Source organism: Paenibacillus suaedae (assembly GCF_032337355.1).
Taxonomy (GTDB): Bacteria; Bacillota; Bacilli; order Paenibacillales; family Paenibacillaceae; genus Paenibacillus_B; species Paenibacillus_B suaedae.
The window spans coordinates 1525150-1545196 of sequence record NZ_JAVYAA010000001.1; the positions used below are offsets into that span (position 1 = coordinate 1525150).

The 20047-nt window shown below is 45.8% G+C and carries 13 protein-coding genes; 12 read left to right on the forward strand and 1 reads right to left on the reverse strand.

Features of this window, described 5'->3' with window-relative positions; all coding sequences use genetic code 11:
• Nucleotides 1–167 precede the first annotated feature (167 nt).
• From RQP50_RS06735 to RQP50_RS06765, 7 genes are all read left to right on the forward strand, one after another.
• On the forward strand, nt 168–1028 hold the full coding sequence (locus tag RQP50_RS06735; RefSeq protein ID WP_021253033.1) for a DegV family protein: 861 nt from the start codon (nt 168–170) through the stop codon (nt 1026–1028).
• 232 nt (nt 1029–1260) lie between these two features.
• The gene (locus RQP50_RS06740; protein ID WP_021253032.1) at nt 1261–1965 is read left to right on the forward strand and encodes a response regulator transcription factor; all 705 of its coding nucleotides are present in this window, start codon (nt 1261–1263) and stop codon (nt 1963–1965) included.
• The gene (locus RQP50_RS06745) at nt 1962–3047 is read left to right on the forward strand and encodes a sensor histidine kinase (protein ID WP_175560609.1); all 1086 of its coding nucleotides are present in this window, start codon (nt 1962–1964) and stop codon (nt 3045–3047) included. The genes RQP50_RS06740 and RQP50_RS06745 overlap by 4 nt, the downstream gene beginning before the upstream one ends.
• Nucleotides 3048–3257: 210 nt before the next feature.
• On the forward strand, nt 3258–4037 hold the full coding sequence (locus RQP50_RS06750; RefSeq protein WP_021253030.1) for an ABC transporter ATP-binding protein: 780 nt from the start codon (nt 3258–3260) through the stop codon (nt 4035–4037).
• Entirely contained in the window at nt 4009–6000 is a 1992-nt protein-coding gene (locus RQP50_RS06755; RefSeq protein WP_072727870.1) for an ABC transporter permease, read from the forward strand. Before RQP50_RS06750 ends, RQP50_RS06755 begins: the two co-directional genes overlap by 29 nt.
• Before the next feature lie 153 nt (nt 6001–6153).
• Entirely contained in the window at nt 6154–6894 is a 741-nt protein-coding gene (locus RQP50_RS06760; protein WP_072727871.1) for a hypothetical protein, read from the forward strand.
• Nucleotides 6895–7166: 272 nt separating this feature from the next.
• Nucleotides 7167–8576, forward strand: a complete 1410-nt coding sequence (locus RQP50_RS06765) for an alpha-L-fucosidase (protein ID WP_315744199.1) — start codon at nt 7167–7169, stop codon at nt 8574–8576.
• A 159-nt stretch (nt 8577–8735) separates the two neighbouring features.
• Here the strand turns inward: RQP50_RS06765 and RQP50_RS06770 are convergent, their stop codons facing one another.
• Nucleotides 8736–9455, reverse strand: a complete 720-nt coding sequence (locus RQP50_RS06770) for a Crp/Fnr family transcriptional regulator (RefSeq protein ID WP_021253026.1) — start codon at nt 9453–9455, stop codon at nt 8736–8738.
• A 412-nt stretch (nt 9456–9867) separates the two neighbouring features.
• On the opposite strand from RQP50_RS06770, the gene adhE reads away from it, so the two are divergent.
• The 5 genes from adhE (at nt 9868) to RQP50_RS06795 (ending at nt 19934) form a co-directional block, all read left to right on the forward strand.
• Entirely contained in the window at nt 9868–12495 is a 2628-nt protein-coding gene (gene adhE, locus RQP50_RS06775) for a bifunctional acetaldehyde-CoA/alcohol dehydrogenase (RefSeq protein WP_065291931.1), read from the forward strand.
• 483 nt (nt 12496–12978) lie between these two features.
• On the forward strand, nt 12979–15246 hold the full coding sequence (pflB, locus tag RQP50_RS06780) for a formate C-acetyltransferase (RefSeq protein WP_285852843.1): 2268 nt from the start codon (nt 12979–12981) through the stop codon (nt 15244–15246).
• Between the two features lie 181 nt (nt 15247–15427).
• Nucleotides 15428–16159: a pyruvate formate-lyase-activating protein gene (pflA, locus tag RQP50_RS06785; RefSeq protein ID WP_065291933.1), complete on the forward strand. Its 732-nt coding sequence runs from the start codon at nt 15428–15430 to the stop codon at nt 16157–16159.
• A 472-nt stretch (nt 16160–16631) separates the two neighbouring features.
• Nucleotides 16632–18269, forward strand: coding sequence for a DUF4855 domain-containing protein (locus tag RQP50_RS06790; RefSeq protein WP_315744205.1), 1638 nt, complete (start codon nt 16632–16634; stop codon nt 18267–18269).
• 303 nt (nt 18270–18572) lie between these two features.
• On the forward strand, nt 18573–19934 hold the full coding sequence (locus tag RQP50_RS06795) for an ABC transporter substrate-binding protein (protein ID WP_315744208.1): 1362 nt from the start codon (nt 18573–18575) through the stop codon (nt 19932–19934).
• Nucleotides 19935–20047 lie beyond the last annotated feature (113 nt).

Sequence of the window (20047 nt, forward strand, 5' to 3'; positions counted from 1 at the left end):
CAGCTCATCGGATGCCGAGCCTAACTTGACAGCAGGTTAGTGCTCGGCATTTTTGCTGTGTCCACAAGATTGCCTACTTTTTGACGTTGTAAACGTATGGACAAGCTCGTATAATTAAGCGGAATGAGCGATACTAACTTACTTTTACTTTAGGACAGGAGAATGACATGACCATTCACATCATTACGGACGGAAGTTCAGACTTGACTCCAGAGATCGTCCAGCAGTTCGGCATCCATGTAGTACCTCTATATGTACGTTTCGGACAAGAGGTGCTGACCTCTGATATGGATACCGCTCAATTCTATGGGCGTATGCGAGAGGAGGAGGATCTGCCGAAGACATCCAGTCCGTCGCCAGCTGATTTCTACCATATGTATCAATCACTTGGCACTGATAAAGATATATTGGTCCTTTCCTTGACCTCTAGCTTAAGCAGCACTTACAATCATGCATTAATGGCAAAGACGATGTACGAGGAAGAAGGTCATCCGAACCGGATTGAAGTTATAGATACGAAGACAGCATCTGCTGGCCTTGGCTTGCTTGCCGTGCGTGCGGCACAGCTGGCTGGAGCGGGGAAGACACTTGATGAGGTTGCTTATACCGTGAGCCACCAAGTGAAGCACACTCGCACGTACTTCACCCTGGATACCCTCGATAATGTCATTCGTGGCGGACGCTTGGGCAAGTTCAAGGGCACGGTCGCTTCTATGTTGAACATCAAGCTGCTCATGGAGGCAAGCGAAGAGGGTTCCATAGAGGTGATGGAGAAGATACGAGGCACACAGAAAACGCTCCGCCGACTGATTGAGAAGGTTGGGGACGCATGGAACCATGTTGACAAAGAGTGGATTGCCTTTGCACATTCCAATTGTGAAGAGCGGGCCAAGGCCTTTATGAAGGAATTGCTCGACAAATATCACTTCGATCAAGTTCTGTTCGTGAATATGGGCCCAGTCATCGGCACCTATGCAGGTGAAGGCGGGGTACTCATCACGTATCAAGAACTGCCACAGACAACGTAAATATTTCCAACATATGATTTATTGAAGGAACACATCGATAAGCTCCCGTCTTAAGAAGCGGGAGCTTTGTTCTGTTGTGTTCATTGTATGGAGAGATTCAGCTCTACTGAATCTGCGTACATAGGCATTCAGGTGGATAGTTCGTTTCTAGATTAAAAGAAGTTTATGTTATGATGGAAACAAGAAAGCAACAAAATAGATAGAAGTACGTTCGCGAACTGGGGGTATTGTTATGTATACAATTATGATCGTGGAAGATGATGATAAGATTGCATCGATCTTGCAGTCTTCTCTTGAAAAATACAATTACAATGTAGCTCGTGCGACAAAATTCAGCCAATTAAAGGATGAAATGCTGGAAATCAATCCAGATTTAATTTTGCTTGATATCCATTTGCCGGCCTTCGATGGTTTCTATTGGTGTCGACAATTCCGCAGTGAGACGAATGTACCCATCATATTCGTCTCAGCACGTACGGGAGAAATGGATCAAGTAATGGCGATTGAAAATGGCGGCGATGACTTTATTACGAAGCCATTCCATCTCGACGTCCTTCTAGCCAAAGTAAAAGGAGTTCTGCGCCGAACCTATGGGGAATACGCAGCTAATGGTGGGGGCAATGGTGAAGAGCTGATTGTCCAAGGCTTAACACTGCACCGGGCGAAGAACACCCTTGAATGGTCAGGCAAGCGTGTGGACTTGACGAAGAATGAGGCTCTTCTCGTTGCTTGCCTTATGGAACGGATTGGCTATATCGTATCTCGAGAGACATTGCTGGAGACGTTATGGGATGATGTGGACTTCGTCGATGACAATACGCTAACCGTGAATGTTACCCGCGTTCGCAAGAAGATGGAGGAGATTGGAATTGCGAAGGCAATAGAGACAGTGCGAGGCCAAGGGTATCGCATGTCAGCTACATGGGTGAATGAATGAAGCCGGGAATGACCTTTCTCCAATATGTAAGAGACCGAACTGTAATTATCTTAACGTGCTTCTTAGCGATAGCGATTGCATTGCTTGTTGTGTGGCTAGATCTTAGCATTGGGCAGCGATTTGCTGCGAAGGAAAGTCTCATCTATATCTTCATACTTGCTGTGTTCATTCTTATGATTGGTTTAGTCTATGATTATACGAATCAACGGCGCTGGTACAAGGAAATGTACAATGCAGAGACGAATGCAAGTGATAGTGACTTCACGCTTTGTTTGCAGCATCCAAGCACATTAGAGCAGAGACGAATGCATGCGCTTCTATCACGTCAATATCGCTCATTTATGAACGAACTGCTTACGATGCGGAAAGACCGAGAGAAGCATGTTCACTTCACGAACCAATGGGTTCATCATATGAAGACTCCGGTGTCTGTTATTCATTTGCTTACACAGCAGCCAGTATATGAGCTTGATCAGTCTCAGATTGAGTCGCTGCTGCGGAGTGTGAGTGAAGAGGCTGATCGTCTTACGAGAGGTCTGGACATGATGCTGAGTACGGCACGACTGGACAAGTTCGAGCTGGATCTTCATGTTGGGGGATTGAATCTAAAGCAGGTCATCCGGCAGGTTGTGAATGAGAATAAAAAATCGCTGATTAAGCATAAAATTTTCCCGAAGATTGAAGCCGATGATGTGATTGTCGATAGTGATGAGAAATGGTTGAACTTCGTCTTAACACAGCTTGTAACGAATTCGATTAAATATATGAGGGACAAAGAGGGCTCCAAATCGTTAATGTTTAAGGTGGAGCGGGAAGGTGACTCAATACTCCTGCATGTTCAAGACGAAGGAATTGGTATTGCTCCTGAGGATTTGCCGCGTGTATTTGATGCATTCTTCACCGGTCAGAATGGCCGTAAGGAAGGGGATGCAACCGGTATGGGACTCTACTTGGTTAGACAAGTTTGCGCCAAGCTGGGACACACAATCAGTATTGCATCGAAGCTGAATGAAGGCACGACAGTAACGATAAAGTTCGAGTCTAGAGCTATGCACCATCAGTTGCTGGAGCGATTGCACTAAGTACATGACCCGATGAACAAACGCTTACCCTGAAGCCCTTTTCCATGAGGAAGAGGGCTATTGTTATAGGATCAGGCGAATGTGACAACTTTGTAAGGTGGTAGAGGGGATTGAAAGCCAATTCGATGTTGGCAGGAAGAAGGGAAAGGGTATACTGTGTGTATACATGAGGATTCTGGAGCGTAAGCAAGGAGGAAGGGGCGGACACCTATGCCTGTATTAGAAGCTAAGCAATTATCCAAAGTATATGGAACACGAGGAAACATGACCTATACGGCTCTTCAAGATATCAATCTAACGATCGATGAAGGGGAATTTGTTGGGATTATGGGGCCATCAGGCAGTGGCAAGACGACACTGTTGAACATATTAGCTACGATAGACAAGCAAACTTCTGGAGATGTGTTTATTAACGGGACGGATCCGGCGAAGCTGAGCAATCGGAAGTTGGCCTATTTTCGTAGAAGAGAACTCGGTTATGTCTTCCAAGACTTCAATCTGCTGGATACGTTAAGTATTCGGGAGAATATTATATTGCCGCTTGCTCTTGACGGCATCTCGGCTAGAGAGATTGAGCGCAGACTGTTGGAAACGGCGAGCTGGCTTGGCATTGATCATATATTGGATAAGCGTACTTATGAAATTTCAGGTGGTCAGAAGCAGCGGACGGCGATTGCACGAGCAGTCATTCATCAGCCATCTCTGCTTCTCGCAGATGAGCTGACAGGAAACTTAGATTCCAAGGCTGCGAAGGATGTTATGACTGCGCTCGAAGATTTGAATGAGCGATCGAATCGGACCATATTGATGGTCACGCATGATGCTTTTGCGGCGAGTTATTGCAAACGAATCTTATTCATTAAGGACGGCAGATTGTTCTCCGAACTGCGACGTGGTGCCAATCGACAGATTTTCTTCCAGCACATCTTAGACTCGCTAAGCTTGCTAGGAGGGAACTTCGATGACATTCCGACAGCTCGCTACAAGTAATATCAAGGGGAATTGGCATCGATACAGCGCTTATTTTTTGAGCAGTGTTTTCGCGGTAATGATTTTCTTTATGTATGCAGCATTTATTTACCATCCTGACGTAGTTAATGGACAAGTGCCTGGTGGACATCGAATTCGAGAAGTAATGATGATGTGCGAGTATTTGATCATCATCTTCTCTTTTTTCTTTACGTTATACTCAAGCTCTGCATTTTTGAAATCCAGACAGCAGGAATTCGGTTTACTTACTCTGTTCGGAATGACCAAGCTGCAGTTACGAAGACTCGTATTTTATGAGAACATGATTATTTCCATCCTAGCCATTGCAGTAGGAATGGGAATCGGCGCCTTTATGACGAAGCTGTTTTTGATGGCTTTATCCCACATACTGGCTGTCGATACCCCGATTACTTTTTATATTGTTCCGAAAGCGATTCTACTAACATCGGCAGGTTACTTGATTTTGTTTACGTGTATTACCGTGTATTCATTGAGAAAAGTAGGGCGCAGTCAAATTGTTGAGCTCATACGGGCGCACAAAGAGCCGAAATCACCGCCTAAATTCTCATGGGTGCTCGTCATTCTCTCTGTATTTTCGCTAGCGCTGGGATATAGTCTGGCTTATGTTACAACTATACAGTTGTTCGGCCTAACCGCGTTACCGATATTAGGATTCACGGTGCTGGGCACCTATTTCTTCTACACGCAGTTCAGTGTAGCCATTATCCGCATACTGCAGCGAAATAAGCGCGTCTATTATCGAAGAACCAATTTGTTGAATATCTCACAAGCAGCATTCAAGCTGAAGGATAATGCCCGTGTGCTGTTCAATGTATCCATTTTGTGTGCAGTAGTGTTGACAGCTACCGCAAGCTTTTATGCGTTCGATCAGACAATGAAGCGGCAGCAGTTGAATGATATGCCGCAAAGCTACGTCATTACCTGGACGAAGGACAGACAGCAACCGATCAAACCAGAAATGATAAAGGCTTGGGGGGACAGCACAAAGAACGAGATAGAACAAGATGCTGACTTCAGGTATGTTGAAGTGTATTATACGCAAGAGTTGTCTGAGAACTATGGAGCTATGGTTAGTGTGTCTGATTATAATCGGATCATTGCAATGGATGGGGGACAACCCCTTTCCCTTATGAACAATGAGATGGTTCTTGTTCTTCGTAAGCCCCTGAATGTGGATGAACCAAGTGATTCGAAACTATATTTGGGATATCCAGGGCCTGTAACGATCATGATTCGTGAAACGTCTGCAAAGGTATCGGGGCATATTCGTGATACGTATACAAAGGTATCCGGGCATATTCGGGAAAAGACCACAAGAAATGTAATCAATTCAGGCGTAGGCGTTTACAATGTGTTAGTCGTTAGCGATGATTTGTTTGCCCCATTTTTCGATAAGGCGCCGGCTGACCGAGCTCGATATGGACATGCATTCAATTGGTCGGATTGGGAGTATTCCTTGGCCTTAGACAAAAAGATCCGGGAGCACGTGTCGTTTAACGAAGAGGAAGATGACAGTATCAGAATCTCAAGCAGGGTGTATGATTGGAGCAGCACGAACCAAGTGTCCTCTCTAGGGATGTTCATCGGATTGTTTATTAGTTTGTTATTTTTTATCGCGAGCGGAAGTGTCATCTACTTCAAATTGTTCACCGAACTGCAGGATGATCAGGCATACTTCAAGGGGTTAACGCGAATTGGTTTGTCGATTGCGGAGATCCGTCGTGTTGTTACGTTCCAAGTAGGACTTATCTTCTTCGCACCATGCATGGTAGGGAGCGTTCATACATTGTTCGCCTTGAAGACACTGAGCAACCTGGTTAATTCGAACATGATGGGGTATGCATTGACAGTCGTGAGCATGTTCGTTGTGATGCAGGCGCTCTTCTTCTTCGCTGCACGAAAAACCTATATGAGGAAAATATTGGAGGAAGTAGTTGTATAAATAAGGGCCAACTCTCGTATTTATGTCGAACGAGTTGTAAATCCGACGGATTTTGTTACGGGATTGATACGATTTCTTGCTCATCTTATTGCATAATAGACTAAGAAACCTGTATGTTTATAGGTAGAGAAGGCAAGAAAGTGAGTTGACGTAATGAAAAGACGATGGCTACGCATTCGCAACTACGCCGAACACTCCAAAGTTCTTGTTGTACTGATGTTGTTGATATGCATAATCACTGCTTGCTCCAAGACAACTGAGCAGGAGCAGCAGGCAGAAGAGCAATCTAGTCCGGCTTCGAAGGTGACAGTTACTATCGAGGGCGGTTCCTATATACCGAACTTGTCAGAACGCATTGAAATTGATTGGAAGTCAGGCATGACCGTTACCGATTCCTTGAAGCAGACAGGAATTGTAAAGATCTCTGAAGAGGATGGTGTGATCATGTCCGTCGGAGATGTTGCCCTGGATACGAAGATGGGATGGGGCATCGTGGTCAATGATGAAGAACTTAGGCAACCTGCAGCGATGGAGAAGATCGTTGGCCCCGGTGATACAGTTGTTGTGTTTGTGAAGCGAATGGATGTCAAGACGAATTCCCTGCCTGCTGCAGGACTGACATTGAGTATCGACGGAGGCACTACGATCCCAGAAATGACCAATACCTATGTGGTCAGCTGGAAAGAGAATATGAATGTAAACGATTTAATTGATGAGTTTGCACAAATCTCCTTGTCAGATGACGGCAAGCAAGTGCTGCACATCGGTCAGCGGAAAATGGAAAAAACGATAGACTTTGCCTTAAAGGTAAATGGGAAGAAGATGACGGTGGTCGAGGGACGGAAGCTTGTTCTGAAGCCAGAGGACCAGATTGAATTCATCATCACTCCATAAATGATGCATATCCATACAGTCCTCAATGTGAGCGCGGGACGCGCGTCTCATGTTGGGGGCTTTTTTGCGTTGAGATGCATGATGTGCACGATCCTTGACAAAGACATCATTTATAGAATTTTCCGCTCGTTTATTCATTTTCCCCGCAAATTTCTTGTGTCCTTGTTTTTGTATTGCAGATTGAGAGCGGTTTCTGGTTAACTAGAAATAGATATTTTTGTTAGTACAATGGTTCGATTTCATCAATGAACAGACAGAGGAGGATAAGCGAGATGAGTGAAACCATTCAGCAACAGGCAGAACAACGTGAGGATGAGCAGATCGTTCAGCAAGGGGTACATAACTTCAGTGCGGAGGACGAATGGGTGAAGCCAGATCGCCCTGAGTTGCTTGAACAGCTGGAATGGTTCAAGGATCAGAAGCTGGGCTTAATGATGCATTGGGGAACCTATTCCCAGCTCGGTATTGTAGAGTCGTGGGCGCTTAGTGATGTCGATGAAGAGTGGTCGCGAGATAGTGTGGATTGGGATTATGATGCCGAAGAGCTGAAGCAGCAATACTTCGATCTAAATAAGACATTTAATCCGCTGCGCTTTCAGCCTGAATTATGGGCGGATCTTGCTGTTGAAGGCGGCTTCAAGTATTTGATTTTTACGACGAAGCATCATGATGGTTTTTGCATGTGGGACACAAAAACAACAGACTATCGGATAACGGGTGCACAGACGCCATTCCATACCCATAAGTACGCAGATGTATGTAGGCATCTTTTTGATGCATTCCGTGACAGAGGATTGGCGATTGCAGCCTATTTCTCTAAGGCGGACTGGCATACACCTACCTATTGGGCACCAGGGATGGAGCGAAGCAACCCAACGTGGCGGGGCCCGTCCTATAATCCGCAGGAGTATCCTGAATTGTGGGAGCAGTTCGTTCAGTTTACTCATGAACAGATCATGGAGCTGTTAACAGACTACGGACGTATCGATGTATTGTGGTTGGATGCTGGTTGGGTATGCAAGGAGAGCCGCGTATCTCAGGATATTCGTCTCGGAGAAGTCGTGGAGAAGGCTAGAGAGAAGCAGCCATGGCTGCTATCTGCCGACCGTACGGTTGGAGGGCCATATGAGAACATTATTACGCCGGAACAGACGATTCCAAGTGATGCGATGAATGTACCATGGGAAAGCTGCATTACAATGGGAACATCCTTCTCCTTCCGTTTTGAGGACAAGTACAAGACAACCCGGCAGCTTGTTCATATTCTGATGGAGGTAGTCGCCAAGGGAGGAAATCTGGCTCTAAATGTTGGGCCACAGCCGGATGGTCGGATTCCTGAGGGTGCGATTGCTCGCATCAAGGAACTTGGCGCGTGGATGGGCACCTATGGGGAAGCTGTCTATGGAACGCGCATCTGCGCTCCTTACTTTACACAGCGCTGCGCCTTTACACGTAAGGACGATACGGTATATTGCACGTATTTATATCCTTCTGAAGATACTAATGTTAACGATAACATCATTCTTCCGTATACAGACAAGGTAACGGCAATTCATTTGGTAGGGACAGAGGAGAAGCTTCCGTTCCATTCTGACGAAGCAGGATTGCATGTAAAGCTGCCCGCACATGAAGTAGGGGGCAAGGCACCAATTGCACATGTTTTCCGTCTCACAGCGAATTAAGTGTATTAGAAGATCAGTGAGGTAAGTACAGTGGGTAGGGAGTAGAATGGAATGGACATGTTCCTTATTCATACCGGGAAACCGTTAGCAGTACCCTATCTGTAGAGGTAAACAGAAGTAAGGCCCTCATGCCATGAACTTGCATGAGGGCGTTTTGTATTAGATGCGGCAAATTTCATTCGGGCACATTTCACAATGACATACTTCCCGCAGGTGTTCTAATTCGCGAATGACAATCATACCATTCTCATATTCAATAACATCGCGTTTGCGAAGATCGCTTAACATACGATTGACGCTCTCACGAGTAGCGCCGATCATATTCGATAGATCGGTATGTGTAATTTTTTTGTTGATCAGGAGACCGCCGTCTTCTAATTCTTCACCGTAAGTATTGGACAATCTGATGAGAGTGGAGCATAGCGCGCCAGGTTTACCATACATCATTAGATCGCGGAACTTGGTCTGAGTCAGTCGGTGATGGATACCCATCCACTTCATGAAATCAATTGAGAAGTCGCAGTGCTGGCATATGAGAATCTCAATATCCTTCTGCTCAATAAGCAATACCTCAGCTTCTTCAAGGACTTCCGCTGTGAAAGTGTGCTTTGTACTATGGAATGGATCAACTTGGCCGACCAAATCCCCAGCTTGATACATGTACAGGATTAGCTCTTTGCCTTCATCCGTAGACTTTGTGATTTTTACACGTCCGCTCTTCAGGAGGAACAGCTTATCAGATAGATCTCCTTCCCAGAAGAGATGAGAGCTGTCAGGATAGGTACGTTCTTTACCGATATTGATTAATCGTTCTACATTCTGTTCTGAGAAACAAGAGGTATTGCAGGGCTCTCCAAATTTGTCGGTGATGTTAGTCACTCTGTTCCCCTCCAATTTACATATTTCAAATTTTAGTAATTTTGACCCAAAGAATTCCATGTGACAAGTTTCACTATATGAATACGTATTACTATCATGGATGTTCCGCACGCAGTTGTCAATTTATTTACGATTAAAATTATTTACAGTTTGGTTAAATCGAGTGATTAATATCACGCCAATCAAATAAAATCGGGGAGAAATAAAAAAATAAGCAAAATCAATCAATGTTGTGAAAATAATCACATACCAATACGAAAAAGATGGGTACAATGAAAGTGTGAAATGATTCACAAACAATTGTGTCCAACACGAACCTCAGAAAAGGATCGTAACAGAACAGCAGACACACCGTATAGAGAAACCCTTTCTTAGGTTCATTGCAAGGTATCCATGAATGGAGGCGGAGAGAATGGCGACAAAACAAGAAACGAAACCAACTGTAGAGAAAAAAACGGAGCAAGTCGATGTTACGAAGCACATTCAGCAACTGATTGACCGCGCTAATAAGGCGCAGGAAGCATTTATGGACATGAACCAAGAGCAGATCGACAAGGTCGTACAGCAAATGGCACTCGCTGGCTTGGATAAGCATATGATGCTTGCCAAGATGGCTGTTGAAGAAACGGGCCGCGGTGTGTATGAAGATAAAATTACGAAAAACATTTTCGCAACTGAATATATCCACAACTATATCAAGTATGACAAAACGGTAGGTGTCATCGAGGACAATCCGCAGGGTGCTTATATGAAGATTGCGGAACCGGTTGGAATTGTCATGGGGATTACGCCGGTAACGAACCCAACTTCAACAACCATGTTCAAGGCGCTCATCGCAATAAAGACACGCAACCCGATTATTTTCGGCTTCCATCCATCCGCTCAGAAATGCAGTGCGGAAGCAGCTCGAATCCTGCATGAGGCAGCGGTGAAATATGGTGCTCCTGAGCATTGTATCCAATGGATTGAGTATCCGTCGATGGATGCGACTAACGGCTTGATGAACCACCCTGATGTGGCGCTAATCCTGGCGACAGGCGGTGCTGGTATGGTTCGCTCCGCTTATAGCTGCGGCAAGCCTGCCCTAGGCGTTGGCCCAGGCAACGTGCCATGCTTCATCGAGAAGACGGCAGATCTGAATCAAGCGGTAACGGATTTGATTCTGTCCAAGACGTTCGATAATGGCATGATCTGCGCATCCGAGCAAGCTGTCATCATTGAAGAGCCGATTTACGCGCAAACGAAGAAAATGATGACCGCTCAGGGCTGCTACTTCTTGAACAAGGAAGAGACCGGCAAGCTCCAAGCGATGGCAATGAAGACAGACACCTGTGCGGTGAATCCGAACATCGTGGGCCAATCTGCAAAGAAAATTGCTGAGATGGCCGGACTTCAAGTACCAGATACAACGAAAATACTTGTAGCTGAGCTGGATGGTGTGGGGCCGAAGTTCCCACTGTCTGCAGAGAAGCTGAGCCCCGTGCTTGCTTGCTACAAGGTGAAGACCGCAGAAGAAGGCGTTGACCGCGCGGCTGAAATCGTGGCCTTTGGCGGCATGGGTCACTCTTCGGTCATCCACTCGAATGATGACGAGGTAATTCGTAAGTTCGCCGACCGTCTGCAAACAGGCCGCATTCTGGTCAACTCTCCTTCTACTCATGGCGCGATTGGAGACTTGTACAACACCAATATTCCTTCGTTGACACTTGGCTGCGGATCGTATGGCCGCAACTCAACTTCTTCGAACGTAACAGCGGTCAATTTGCTGAATATTAAACGGGTGGCGAAGCGTACAGTGAATATGCAATGGTTCAAGGTGCCAAATAAGATTTACTTCGAGAAGGGTGCAACACAGTACTTGGCGAAGATGCCGGATATTAGCCGTGTCATGATTGTGACCGACCCAATGATGGTGAAGCTGGGCTACGTGGAGAAGCTGGAATACTATTTGCGTCAACGTCGCAACCCAGTCGTCATTGAAGTGTTCTCGGATGTCGAGCCAGATCCTTCGACGAAGACAGTGGAACGTGGTACAGAAATGATGCTCAGCTTCGAGCCAGACTGCATTATCGCCTTGGGCGGCGGCTCGCCGATGGATGCAGCGAAGGGCATGTGGCTATTCTACGAACATCCAGATGCTGAATTCGATAACCTGAAGCAGAAGTTCTTAGACATCCGCAAGCGTACATTCAAGTATCCACGTCTTGGCCAGAAGGCGAAGTTCGTCGCAATTCCAACGACTTCGGGTACTGGTTCGGAAGTAACCTCGTTCGCGGTTATTACGGATAAGGAAAAAGGCAATACAAAATATCCGCTAGCTGATTATGAGCTGACGCCGGACGTAGCGATTATTGACCCAGAGTTCGTGTACAGCTTGCCGAAGACGGCAGTTGCTGATACAGGAATGGACGTTTTGACGCACGCGATTGAAGCGTATGTATCGGTAATGGCAAGCGACTATACTGATGGTCTGGCAATAAAGGCCATTCAGCTCGTGTTCGAGAACTTGGTGAAATCTCATCATGAAGCATGTCCGAAAGCTCGCGAGAAAATGCACAACGCATCGACACTTGCTGGTATGGCATTCGCGAATGCGTTCCTAGGCATCAACCACAGCTTGGCGCATAAATGGGGGGCGCAATACCATACTGCACATGGTCGCACGAATGCGATTCTCATGCCTCATGTCATTCGCTACAATGCGAAGAAACCAACGAAGTACGCTTCGTTCCCGAAATACGACCACTTCGTAGCAGATGAGCGCTACGCGGAAATTGCACGCATCCTCGGTCTTCCATGCCGTACAACGGAAGAGGGCGTGAACAGCCTTATCAACGCAATTCGGGAATTGAACCGCGAACTGGGTATTCCAGAATCGTTCCAAGCAATTGGCTTCGATGCCAAGGACTTCGAATCCAATGTTGATTACTTGGCAGACCGCGCCTTTGAAGACCAATGTACAACAGCGAATCCGAAGCTTCCACTCGTAACAGAGTTGGCTGATGTATATCGGAACGCATTTTATGGACGATTTGAATAAGCAAGAATGATACGATAGCAGGGCAGTGGGGGAGATCTTCCCCGCTGTCTTTGCTGTTTATCAACAACTGAACTCATTGCTTATAAAGCGGTAAACGAGTGCTAAGCACTTGCAAAAAGCAGGGCAGCAGTGGAGATTACAACATTTTGAATTATATGATGTGAAAAAAATCATTTGTCTAGCTTATATTGTGATAAATATCACATAATTGAAAGTGTGAAAAGAGGTACAATGAAGGCGTAGCAAGGGAGGAACGAAAAAGGTTCAGAATTCGCCTCTAAAAAACTTGCTGCATAGCCTCACTCGGCATTACGAAAAGGCAGCTATCGAACGAATGCGAAAGATAAGATAACCGCCTTGCAGCCTTTTTCGTGAAAATCATCACAAGCAATGTGAAATGGGAACGAGAACATCTTGCTGGGTGTGTGCTTTCAATTCGATTACAACACATACAGAAAAACAAACATGTATGGAGGGATTACGATGTCGGTGATGGAAAAGAACATGACAGAAACAAATGAAATGAATCCTTGGCGTGGATTCAAAGCAGGCAAATGGCAAACTCACGTGGATGTCCCGAACTTCTTGGACGGACACATCAAGCCTTACTTGGGCGATGAAGCATTCTTGGCAGGTCCAACGCAAAACACGAAGGATCTATGGGATATCGTGAGCCAGCTCTCCAAAGAAGAACGTGAACGCGGTGGTGTATGGGATGTTGATGTTAACACGCCTTCAACGATCGTATCGCACAAACCGGGATATTTAGATAAAGAAAAAGAAAAAGTAGTAGGTGTACAAACGGATGCTCCGTTCCGCCGCTCCATTCAACCATTTGGCGGTATTAAGATGATGATCGATGCTTGTAAAGCATACGGCTTCGAAATGCCGGAAGATGTTATCAAAATTTTCACAGACATTCGCAAAACACACAACCAAGGCGTATTCGATGCTTATACATCCGACATGCGCATGGCGCGTAAAGCTGGTATTATCACAGGCTTGCCAGATGCTTACGGCCGCGGCCGCATCATCGGTGACTACCGCCGTGTAGCGCTGTACGGTATAGACTTCTTGATTAAACAAAAGAAAAACGATCTGAATAATCTTGAGCTGGATGCAATGGATGAAGTTACTATCCGTGACCGTGAAGAAATTTCAGAACAAATTCGCGCACTCGCTGAATTGAAAGAAATGGCTGCAATGCACGGTATGGACATTTCGAAACCAGCTGTCAACGCACAAGAGGCGTTCCAATGGGTATACTTCGGTTACTTGGCAGCCATCAAAGAACAGAACGGTGCAGCAATGTCCCTTGGTCGTGTATCCTCGTTCCTCGATGTGTATGTGGAACGCGATATTCAAGAAGGTACTTTGACAGAGCAAGAAGCTCAAGAATTGGTTGACCATTTCATTATGAAATTGCGTATCGTTAAATTCTTGCGCACACCTGCTTACAACGACCTGTTCAGCGGTGACCCAACTTGGGTAACAGAATCGATCGGTGGTATGGCTTCTGACGGTACAACACGTGTAACGAAGAACAGCTTCCGCTTCTTGCATTCCTTGTACAACTTGGGACCTGCTCCAGAGCCTAACTTGACTGTATTGTGGTCGACAAAGCTTCCTGAAGCGTTCAAGAAGTATTGTGCGAAAGTATCGATTGAAACAAGCTCCATTCAATATGAAAATGACGACCTGATGCGTCCAATCTACGGCGACGACTACGGTATCGCATGTTGTGTATCTGCAATGCGCATCGGTAAGCAAATGCAGTTCTTCGGCGCTCGCGCCAACTTGGCGAAATGCTTGCTGTACGCCATCAACGGCGGTAAAGATGAGAAGCTTGGCTTGCAAGTAGGTCCAGAGCTTCCTCCAATCACTAGCGATGTATTGAACTACGACGAAGTCGTGAAACGCTTCAAGCAGATGATGGAATGGCTCGCGAAGTTGTACATGAACACACTGAACGTGATTCACTTCATGCACGATAAATATTGCTATGAGCGCATTGAGATGGCGCTGCATGATAAAGAAATCTTGCGCACAATGGCTTGCGGTATTGCCGGCTTGTCGGTAGCAGCTGACTCCCTGAGTGCAATCAAATATGCTAAAGTAACACCGATTCGCAACGAAGAAGGCATCGCAGTTGACTTCCAAATCGAAGGAGAATATCCTTGCTACGGTAACAACGATGATCGCGTAGACAGCATCGCTGTAGAGCTGGTTGAATCGTTCATGAACATGATTCGCAAGCATAAAGCTTATCGTAATGCATTGCCAACACAATCGGTACTGACAATTACGTCGAACGTTGTGTACGGTAAGAAGACAGGTACAACTCCTGACGGACGTAAAGCTGGCGAACCATTCGCTCCAGGCGCGAACCCAATGCATGGCCGCGATAAGAAGGGTGCGCTCGCATCGCTTAGCTCGGTAGCGAAGCTTCCATATGAGCACAGCTTGGATGGAATCTCGAATACATTCTCTATCGTGCCTAAGGCGCTTGGTAAAGAACTTGATGTTCGCAAATCCAATCTCGTATCGATGATGGATGGATACTTCGGCAGCAATGCGCACCATCTGAACGTTAACGTGTTCGACCGTGAACAGCTGATGGACGCGATGGAACATCCAGAGAACTACCCGCAATTGACAATTCGCGTATCGGGTTATGCAGTTAACTTCATCAAACTGACTCGCGAGCAGCAATTGGATGTAATCAACCGCACATTCCATGGTTCGATGTAAGAACCTTCTGTACGGTTGAAATCGAAGTAAGTTGAGCAATGTAAAGGATATACTCGATATTTGATAAGTAAAGGGGCGCAACTACACCACATGCCTAGTACCTTTCGGTCAATGGCAGGGAGGGAGCGCCCCTCTTGTCATGTAAGCAGGTTGTAATGGGCTGGAGAGGAAAGTGATAGAGATGATCGGACGTATTCACTCGTTAGAAACATTCGGTACCGTTGATGGGCCTGGCATACGATTTATTTTATTCATGCAGGGGTGCGCGCTCAAATGCCAATATTGCCATAACCGCGATACATGGAGCTTAGGTGACGGCAAAGAAATGACGCTTGAGGAAGTACTTGCTGAAATTGAACCTTACTTGCCTTATTACCGCAGCTCTGGCGGCGGTTTGACCGTATCGGGCGGGGAGCCAACGCTGCAAGCTGCATTCGTTAGAGAGCTATTCCGTGAAGTGAAGCAGCGCTGGGATCTGCATACAACCCTGGATTCGAACGGTTTCAACGAAGTAGCGAAGCTGGAAGAATTGATGAATGTTACGGATCTAGTATTGCTGGATATTAAGCATATTAACAACGAGAAGCATATTGCCCTTACAGGTGTGCCGAATGCACGTACGCTGGATACGGCGCGTTGGTTATCTGAGCATGGCAAGAAAATGTGGATTCGACACGTATTCGTACCGACGATTAACGACAATGAAGAGGACTTGCTTGAACTGGGTCGTTTTATCGGTACACTGCAAGGTGTTGAGAAATTCGAAATCCTGCCGTACCATCAAATGGGCGTATACAAGTGGGAACAGCTAGGTGAGAAGTATCCGCTTGAAGGGATTCCTTCCCCGACTGCAGAAGAGGTGGAGCGTGCTTATGCGCTTATTGAGAAGGGCCGCGGGCAGACGAGCGTATAGTGTATTTCATATCTATTTATATAGGAAGAGAGATGACTTGCCTAGCAGGGAAGAGGTCATCTCTTTTTTTTGTTGCAATAGATGAAAGAGTGTTCACTTAGAACGTGCATTCAATAATATTGTGTATAAAATGATCGGAAAGAACTATTTCTAAAATGGAAGGAAAAAACTATAATGCGCTTTAAGGATGAAAAAAAAGGAAATCACACAACTTAAAATGGAAGCGCTATCATCGAGGGAACTTTTTTTTTGCAGGAATATATGCTGTAGAAATGCATTTTCTTATCCTCATAACTGGTAGGTGAAGAGACTCTTCTAGCTACTGGTTCAACATAGAAAGGGCATCAGGCATCATGAGGGAACAGCTTTCTTGGATAAATTTATGCATAGAGGAGGTATGATTGCAGCTTAATCATTAGATGATTCGGGCAGTATTCTTCGAAAATGAACGTATATAGGAGGGATATTGATTATGAAGATAAAGATGACAGCACTTGTCCTTAGTATGATGCTGATATTGTCGATTATTCCGAACATGCCGAATGCCCAAGCGGCACCACAGCTCCGCAATCTTGCACCGAGCTCTACCTACACTTGGTCGGAAGCGCCGGAATCGAATTATCCGGATACAGGCAACAAGCTAACTAATGGCGTTAAGGGTGCTGCGAATGTGACAGATCCAGCCTGGGTCGGGCACATTAAGAAGAAGGCGCGGGAAGTCACATTCGACTTTGGTGAACGGAAATCGATAGCAAGTGTTAAGGCGCACTTCCTTCAAGATTGGCCAGGTTCTGCGATTTTGTTCCCGTTGAGTGTATCTATCTATGTGTCAGATGATAGTATGAATTGGGGAATTGTCGGACACAAAGCAACGGAACGTGGCTGGACGAATGGCCCTCCGATTGATCAAACCTATGTATGGGATGGCAGCAAAGATGGGGTTGCAGGCGGAGGACAAGGTGCTACGATGGCCTATGCACGCTACGTGAAGGTTGTGTTCTCGATGCATCCACGGGCATGGACATTTATAGATGAGATTGAAATTATGGGAACAGACGGCAAGGCTGACGGGGCAGTTGTTGTGAATATGAAGCCGTTCGAATTCCAGTACCCAGGCGTCGACACTGCTGGAATCCGTAATTTATCACTTGTCTACAATGGGTATTATCCTGACGTTCCTGCGTGGACAAAAGACAGCCTGATTCCGGAAATTGGTTACGTGAATCAAGCCGGACAGATTCAGGATTGGTTCTTTGATGGTGTGTTGATGCTGGGTCTCCAATCTCCGGCGGGTCGTGATTTCGGAAAGGATTCACTCCTGACGGATTGGCAATGGTATCTGGATAAAACATTTGGCGCTCAAGGTGACTTGAAGCAATTGAATGAAGCAACGAAGGAAGTAGGAATCCAACTCGGACAGCCGAACCACAAAACGAAGGTTGTCATGATGCTGCCAAATCCGGGAGAAAACACGACGAATTTCGGAGATATTGACGGCGACGGAATTACGGAGAACTTTAGTGAAGCCAGCGTAGGCATAGAGAAAGCTTTGGCGACACGCCAGAAGGCAGTCAGATGGTGGTTGCAAGAGGTACAAAACCGCTGGAATGCGAACAACTACTCCAACCTTGAGCTGGTTGGCATGTACTGGGTGGATGAAGAAGTTAGCTGGTCCAAGTCAGCCCCAGACTTCCTGCGGATGATGAACTCGGATGTTCATGCAAGAGGGTTGAAATCGTTCTGGATCCCTCATTCCTTAACCTATAAGAGTTTTATATGGAAGGACGCAGGCTTCGATGCAGCGACGTACCAGCCGAACTACTTTTTTGAAGATTTATCAATTGATCGTCTAGTAGATGGGATTCAAACGGCCAAACGATATGGCATGGGTGTTGAAGTCGAGTTCGACAATCGTATGCTAACGGATAATACGTTCCGGAGCCGATTCAATGAATATATGAACGCAGGCTATCAATATGGATTCGCAGGGAAAGGCTTTACTGCGTATTATAAAGGAAGCGGGCCGGTTCTGCGCGATGCAGCGAGCAGCACGAATCCGAGCATACGTGAACTGTATGATAGGCTGTACAATTTCACAAGAGGGAATTAAATAGAGGATGCAAATGCAATAGCTCATATTCATTCACCTGCTTTACAAAAATTGTATTGCGTGAGTAAAATTGGGAAGTTACTAGACGAGCAGATATGCTAGGTGTTTCATAAATTGGCGGTCAAATCCTCAAACCGAGGTTTTGATCGCTGTTTTATTTTATCCCTCATTCGTTAGAGGATTTTATCCCCCAATAGTTAAAATGTCGTCCTTACAGGAAGGACATTGTCGAATTATAATAAAAGCGTACCAAACAACATCAAGATCTTACCAACAGACAAAAACATACGGGAGGGTCCTTACATGAAAAAAGGATTGGTAATGATTCTGACACTTCTGTTCATCGCAACGACAGCGCTTACAGGATGCGGATCGAAGACAGAGAGTGGTTCTGAGAAGCCAGCGAACCAAGCTGGTGAAGATAAAAAGGTTGAACCATTTGAGCTTACACTTCGTCATACGCAGCTAGGCGATTCGAAGAAAAACCGCTTCGCTATCTTGCAAGATGTTGTGAAGAAGACAGAATCCGAAGTTCCAGGTCTAACAATTAAGCTTGACGGTGTTGACTCTGAGGTTAACCGCAAAGAGAAGCTTCGTGCAGAAATGGGAAGCGGATCTCCTCCAGATATCTTTGATGCCTTCGGTAACCCAGACGTGAAATTGTACGCGGAGAATGGACTTATACTTGATGTAGCTCCGATTCTGGATGAGCTTGGATTGAAGGACAAGTTCCAATCTCTTGCACAATGGACAGTAGAAGACAAGATCTACGGTTTACCAATCGGTGCTTCTATTGAAGGTTACTTCTATAACAAAGACTATTTCGCTGAAAAAGGAATTCAAATTCCAAAAACATTGGCTGAGCTTGAAGCAATCGCTGAAAAAGTAAAGGCTGACGGCAAAATTCCATTCGCAATTGGTTCCAAGGATGCTTGGGTGCCATTGATGACAACAAACACGTTGTGGTCCTACTTCGGCGGTGCGGATATTACTTCCGGATTTGCGAAAGGAACAACGAAGTGGAACGATCCAAAAATGGTAGAAGCATTTGCGAAGCACTCAGATTGGATCAAGAAAGGCTACTTCAAAAAAGGCGAGCTTGGTCTTGATTATGCAACACAACGTACACAGTTGGTAAATGGTGAAGCAGTTATGATGTTCGATGGATCTTGGGCATCTTCCGTATTCGCTGATGCAACACAATCCGGTAAATTGCATAACAAAGCTGGTTTCTTCCTGATGCCTCCAGCTAAAGAAGGCGACGGGTACAGCGTAATGTTCGACTCCAACAACGGATATGCATTCTCTTCCAAAATTGCTGAAGATCCACGCAAGATGGAAGCGGTAAAAGCGTTCATCAAGAACTTGTATAACGAAGACATGCAAGTACGCGGCTTGAAGGAAGATGGCGTTATCCCTGCAATGAAGGTTGACCAAGCGAAGCTGGACGAAGCTTCCCAAGGAAACGACTTGCTGCAAGCGATCATGGCTCAAATGAAAGACGTGAAATTCACATGGCCTGCATTTGATGCACTCGTTCAAGCGGATGTGAATACGGCACTCGGTCAACAGCTCCAAAAAATGATTAGCGGCGAAGCTGAACCGCAAGCGGCTCTGGATGCCGTGCAAAAAGTACAAGAAGAAGCGAACGCAGCATCGAAATAAGATAAATAAAAAGCAAGCTTGACCACAAGGAGCACCACCTGTCCGTATCGGGGGGTGGTGCTCATTTATCATCCTGAGCAGCAGTCAACCAGTATGATTACGATGTGGGACGG

What these genes read in the sequence shown, in the direction of transcription:
- pflA (WP_065291933.1), top strand. Translation starts at nt 15,428, where the DNA reads ATGATCGGACGTATTCACTCGTTAGAAACATTCGGTACCGTTGATGGG.
- RQP50_RS06790 (WP_315744205.1), top strand. Translation starts at nt 16,632, where the DNA reads ATGAAGATAAAGATGACAGCACTTGTCCTTAGTATGATGCTGATATTG.
- RQP50_RS06745 (WP_175560609.1), top strand. Translation starts at nt 1,962, where the DNA reads ATGAAGCCGGGAATGACCTTTCTCCAATATGTAAGAGACCGAACTGTA.
- RQP50_RS06760 (WP_072727871.1), top strand. Translation starts at nt 6,154, where the DNA reads ATGAAAAGACGATGGCTACGCATTCGCAACTACGCCGAACACTCCAAA.
- RQP50_RS06795 (WP_315744208.1), top strand. Translation starts at nt 18,573, where the DNA reads ATGAAAAAAGGATTGGTAATGATTCTGACACTTCTGTTCATCGCAACG.
- RQP50_RS06740 (WP_021253032.1), top strand. Translation starts at nt 1,261, where the DNA reads ATGTATACAATTATGATCGTGGAAGATGATGATAAGATTGCATCGATC.
- RQP50_RS06750 (WP_021253030.1), top strand. Translation starts at nt 3,258, where the DNA reads ATGCCTGTATTAGAAGCTAAGCAATTATCCAAAGTATATGGAACACGA.
- RQP50_RS06765 (WP_315744199.1), top strand. Translation starts at nt 7,167, where the DNA reads ATGAGTGAAACCATTCAGCAACAGGCAGAACAACGTGAGGATGAGCAG.
- adhE (WP_065291931.1), top strand. Translation starts at nt 9,868, where the DNA reads ATGGCGACAAAACAAGAAACGAAACCAACTGTAGAGAAAAAAACGGAG.
- RQP50_RS06755 (WP_072727870.1), top strand. Translation starts at nt 4,009, where the DNA reads ATGACATTCCGACAGCTCGCTACAAGTAATATCAAGGGGAATTGGCAT.
- pflB (WP_285852843.1), top strand. Translation starts at nt 12,979, where the DNA reads ATGTCGGTGATGGAAAAGAACATGACAGAAACAAATGAAATGAATCCT.
- RQP50_RS06735 (WP_021253033.1), top strand. Translation starts at nt 168, where the DNA reads ATGACCATTCACATCATTACGGACGGAAGTTCAGACTTGACTCCAGAG.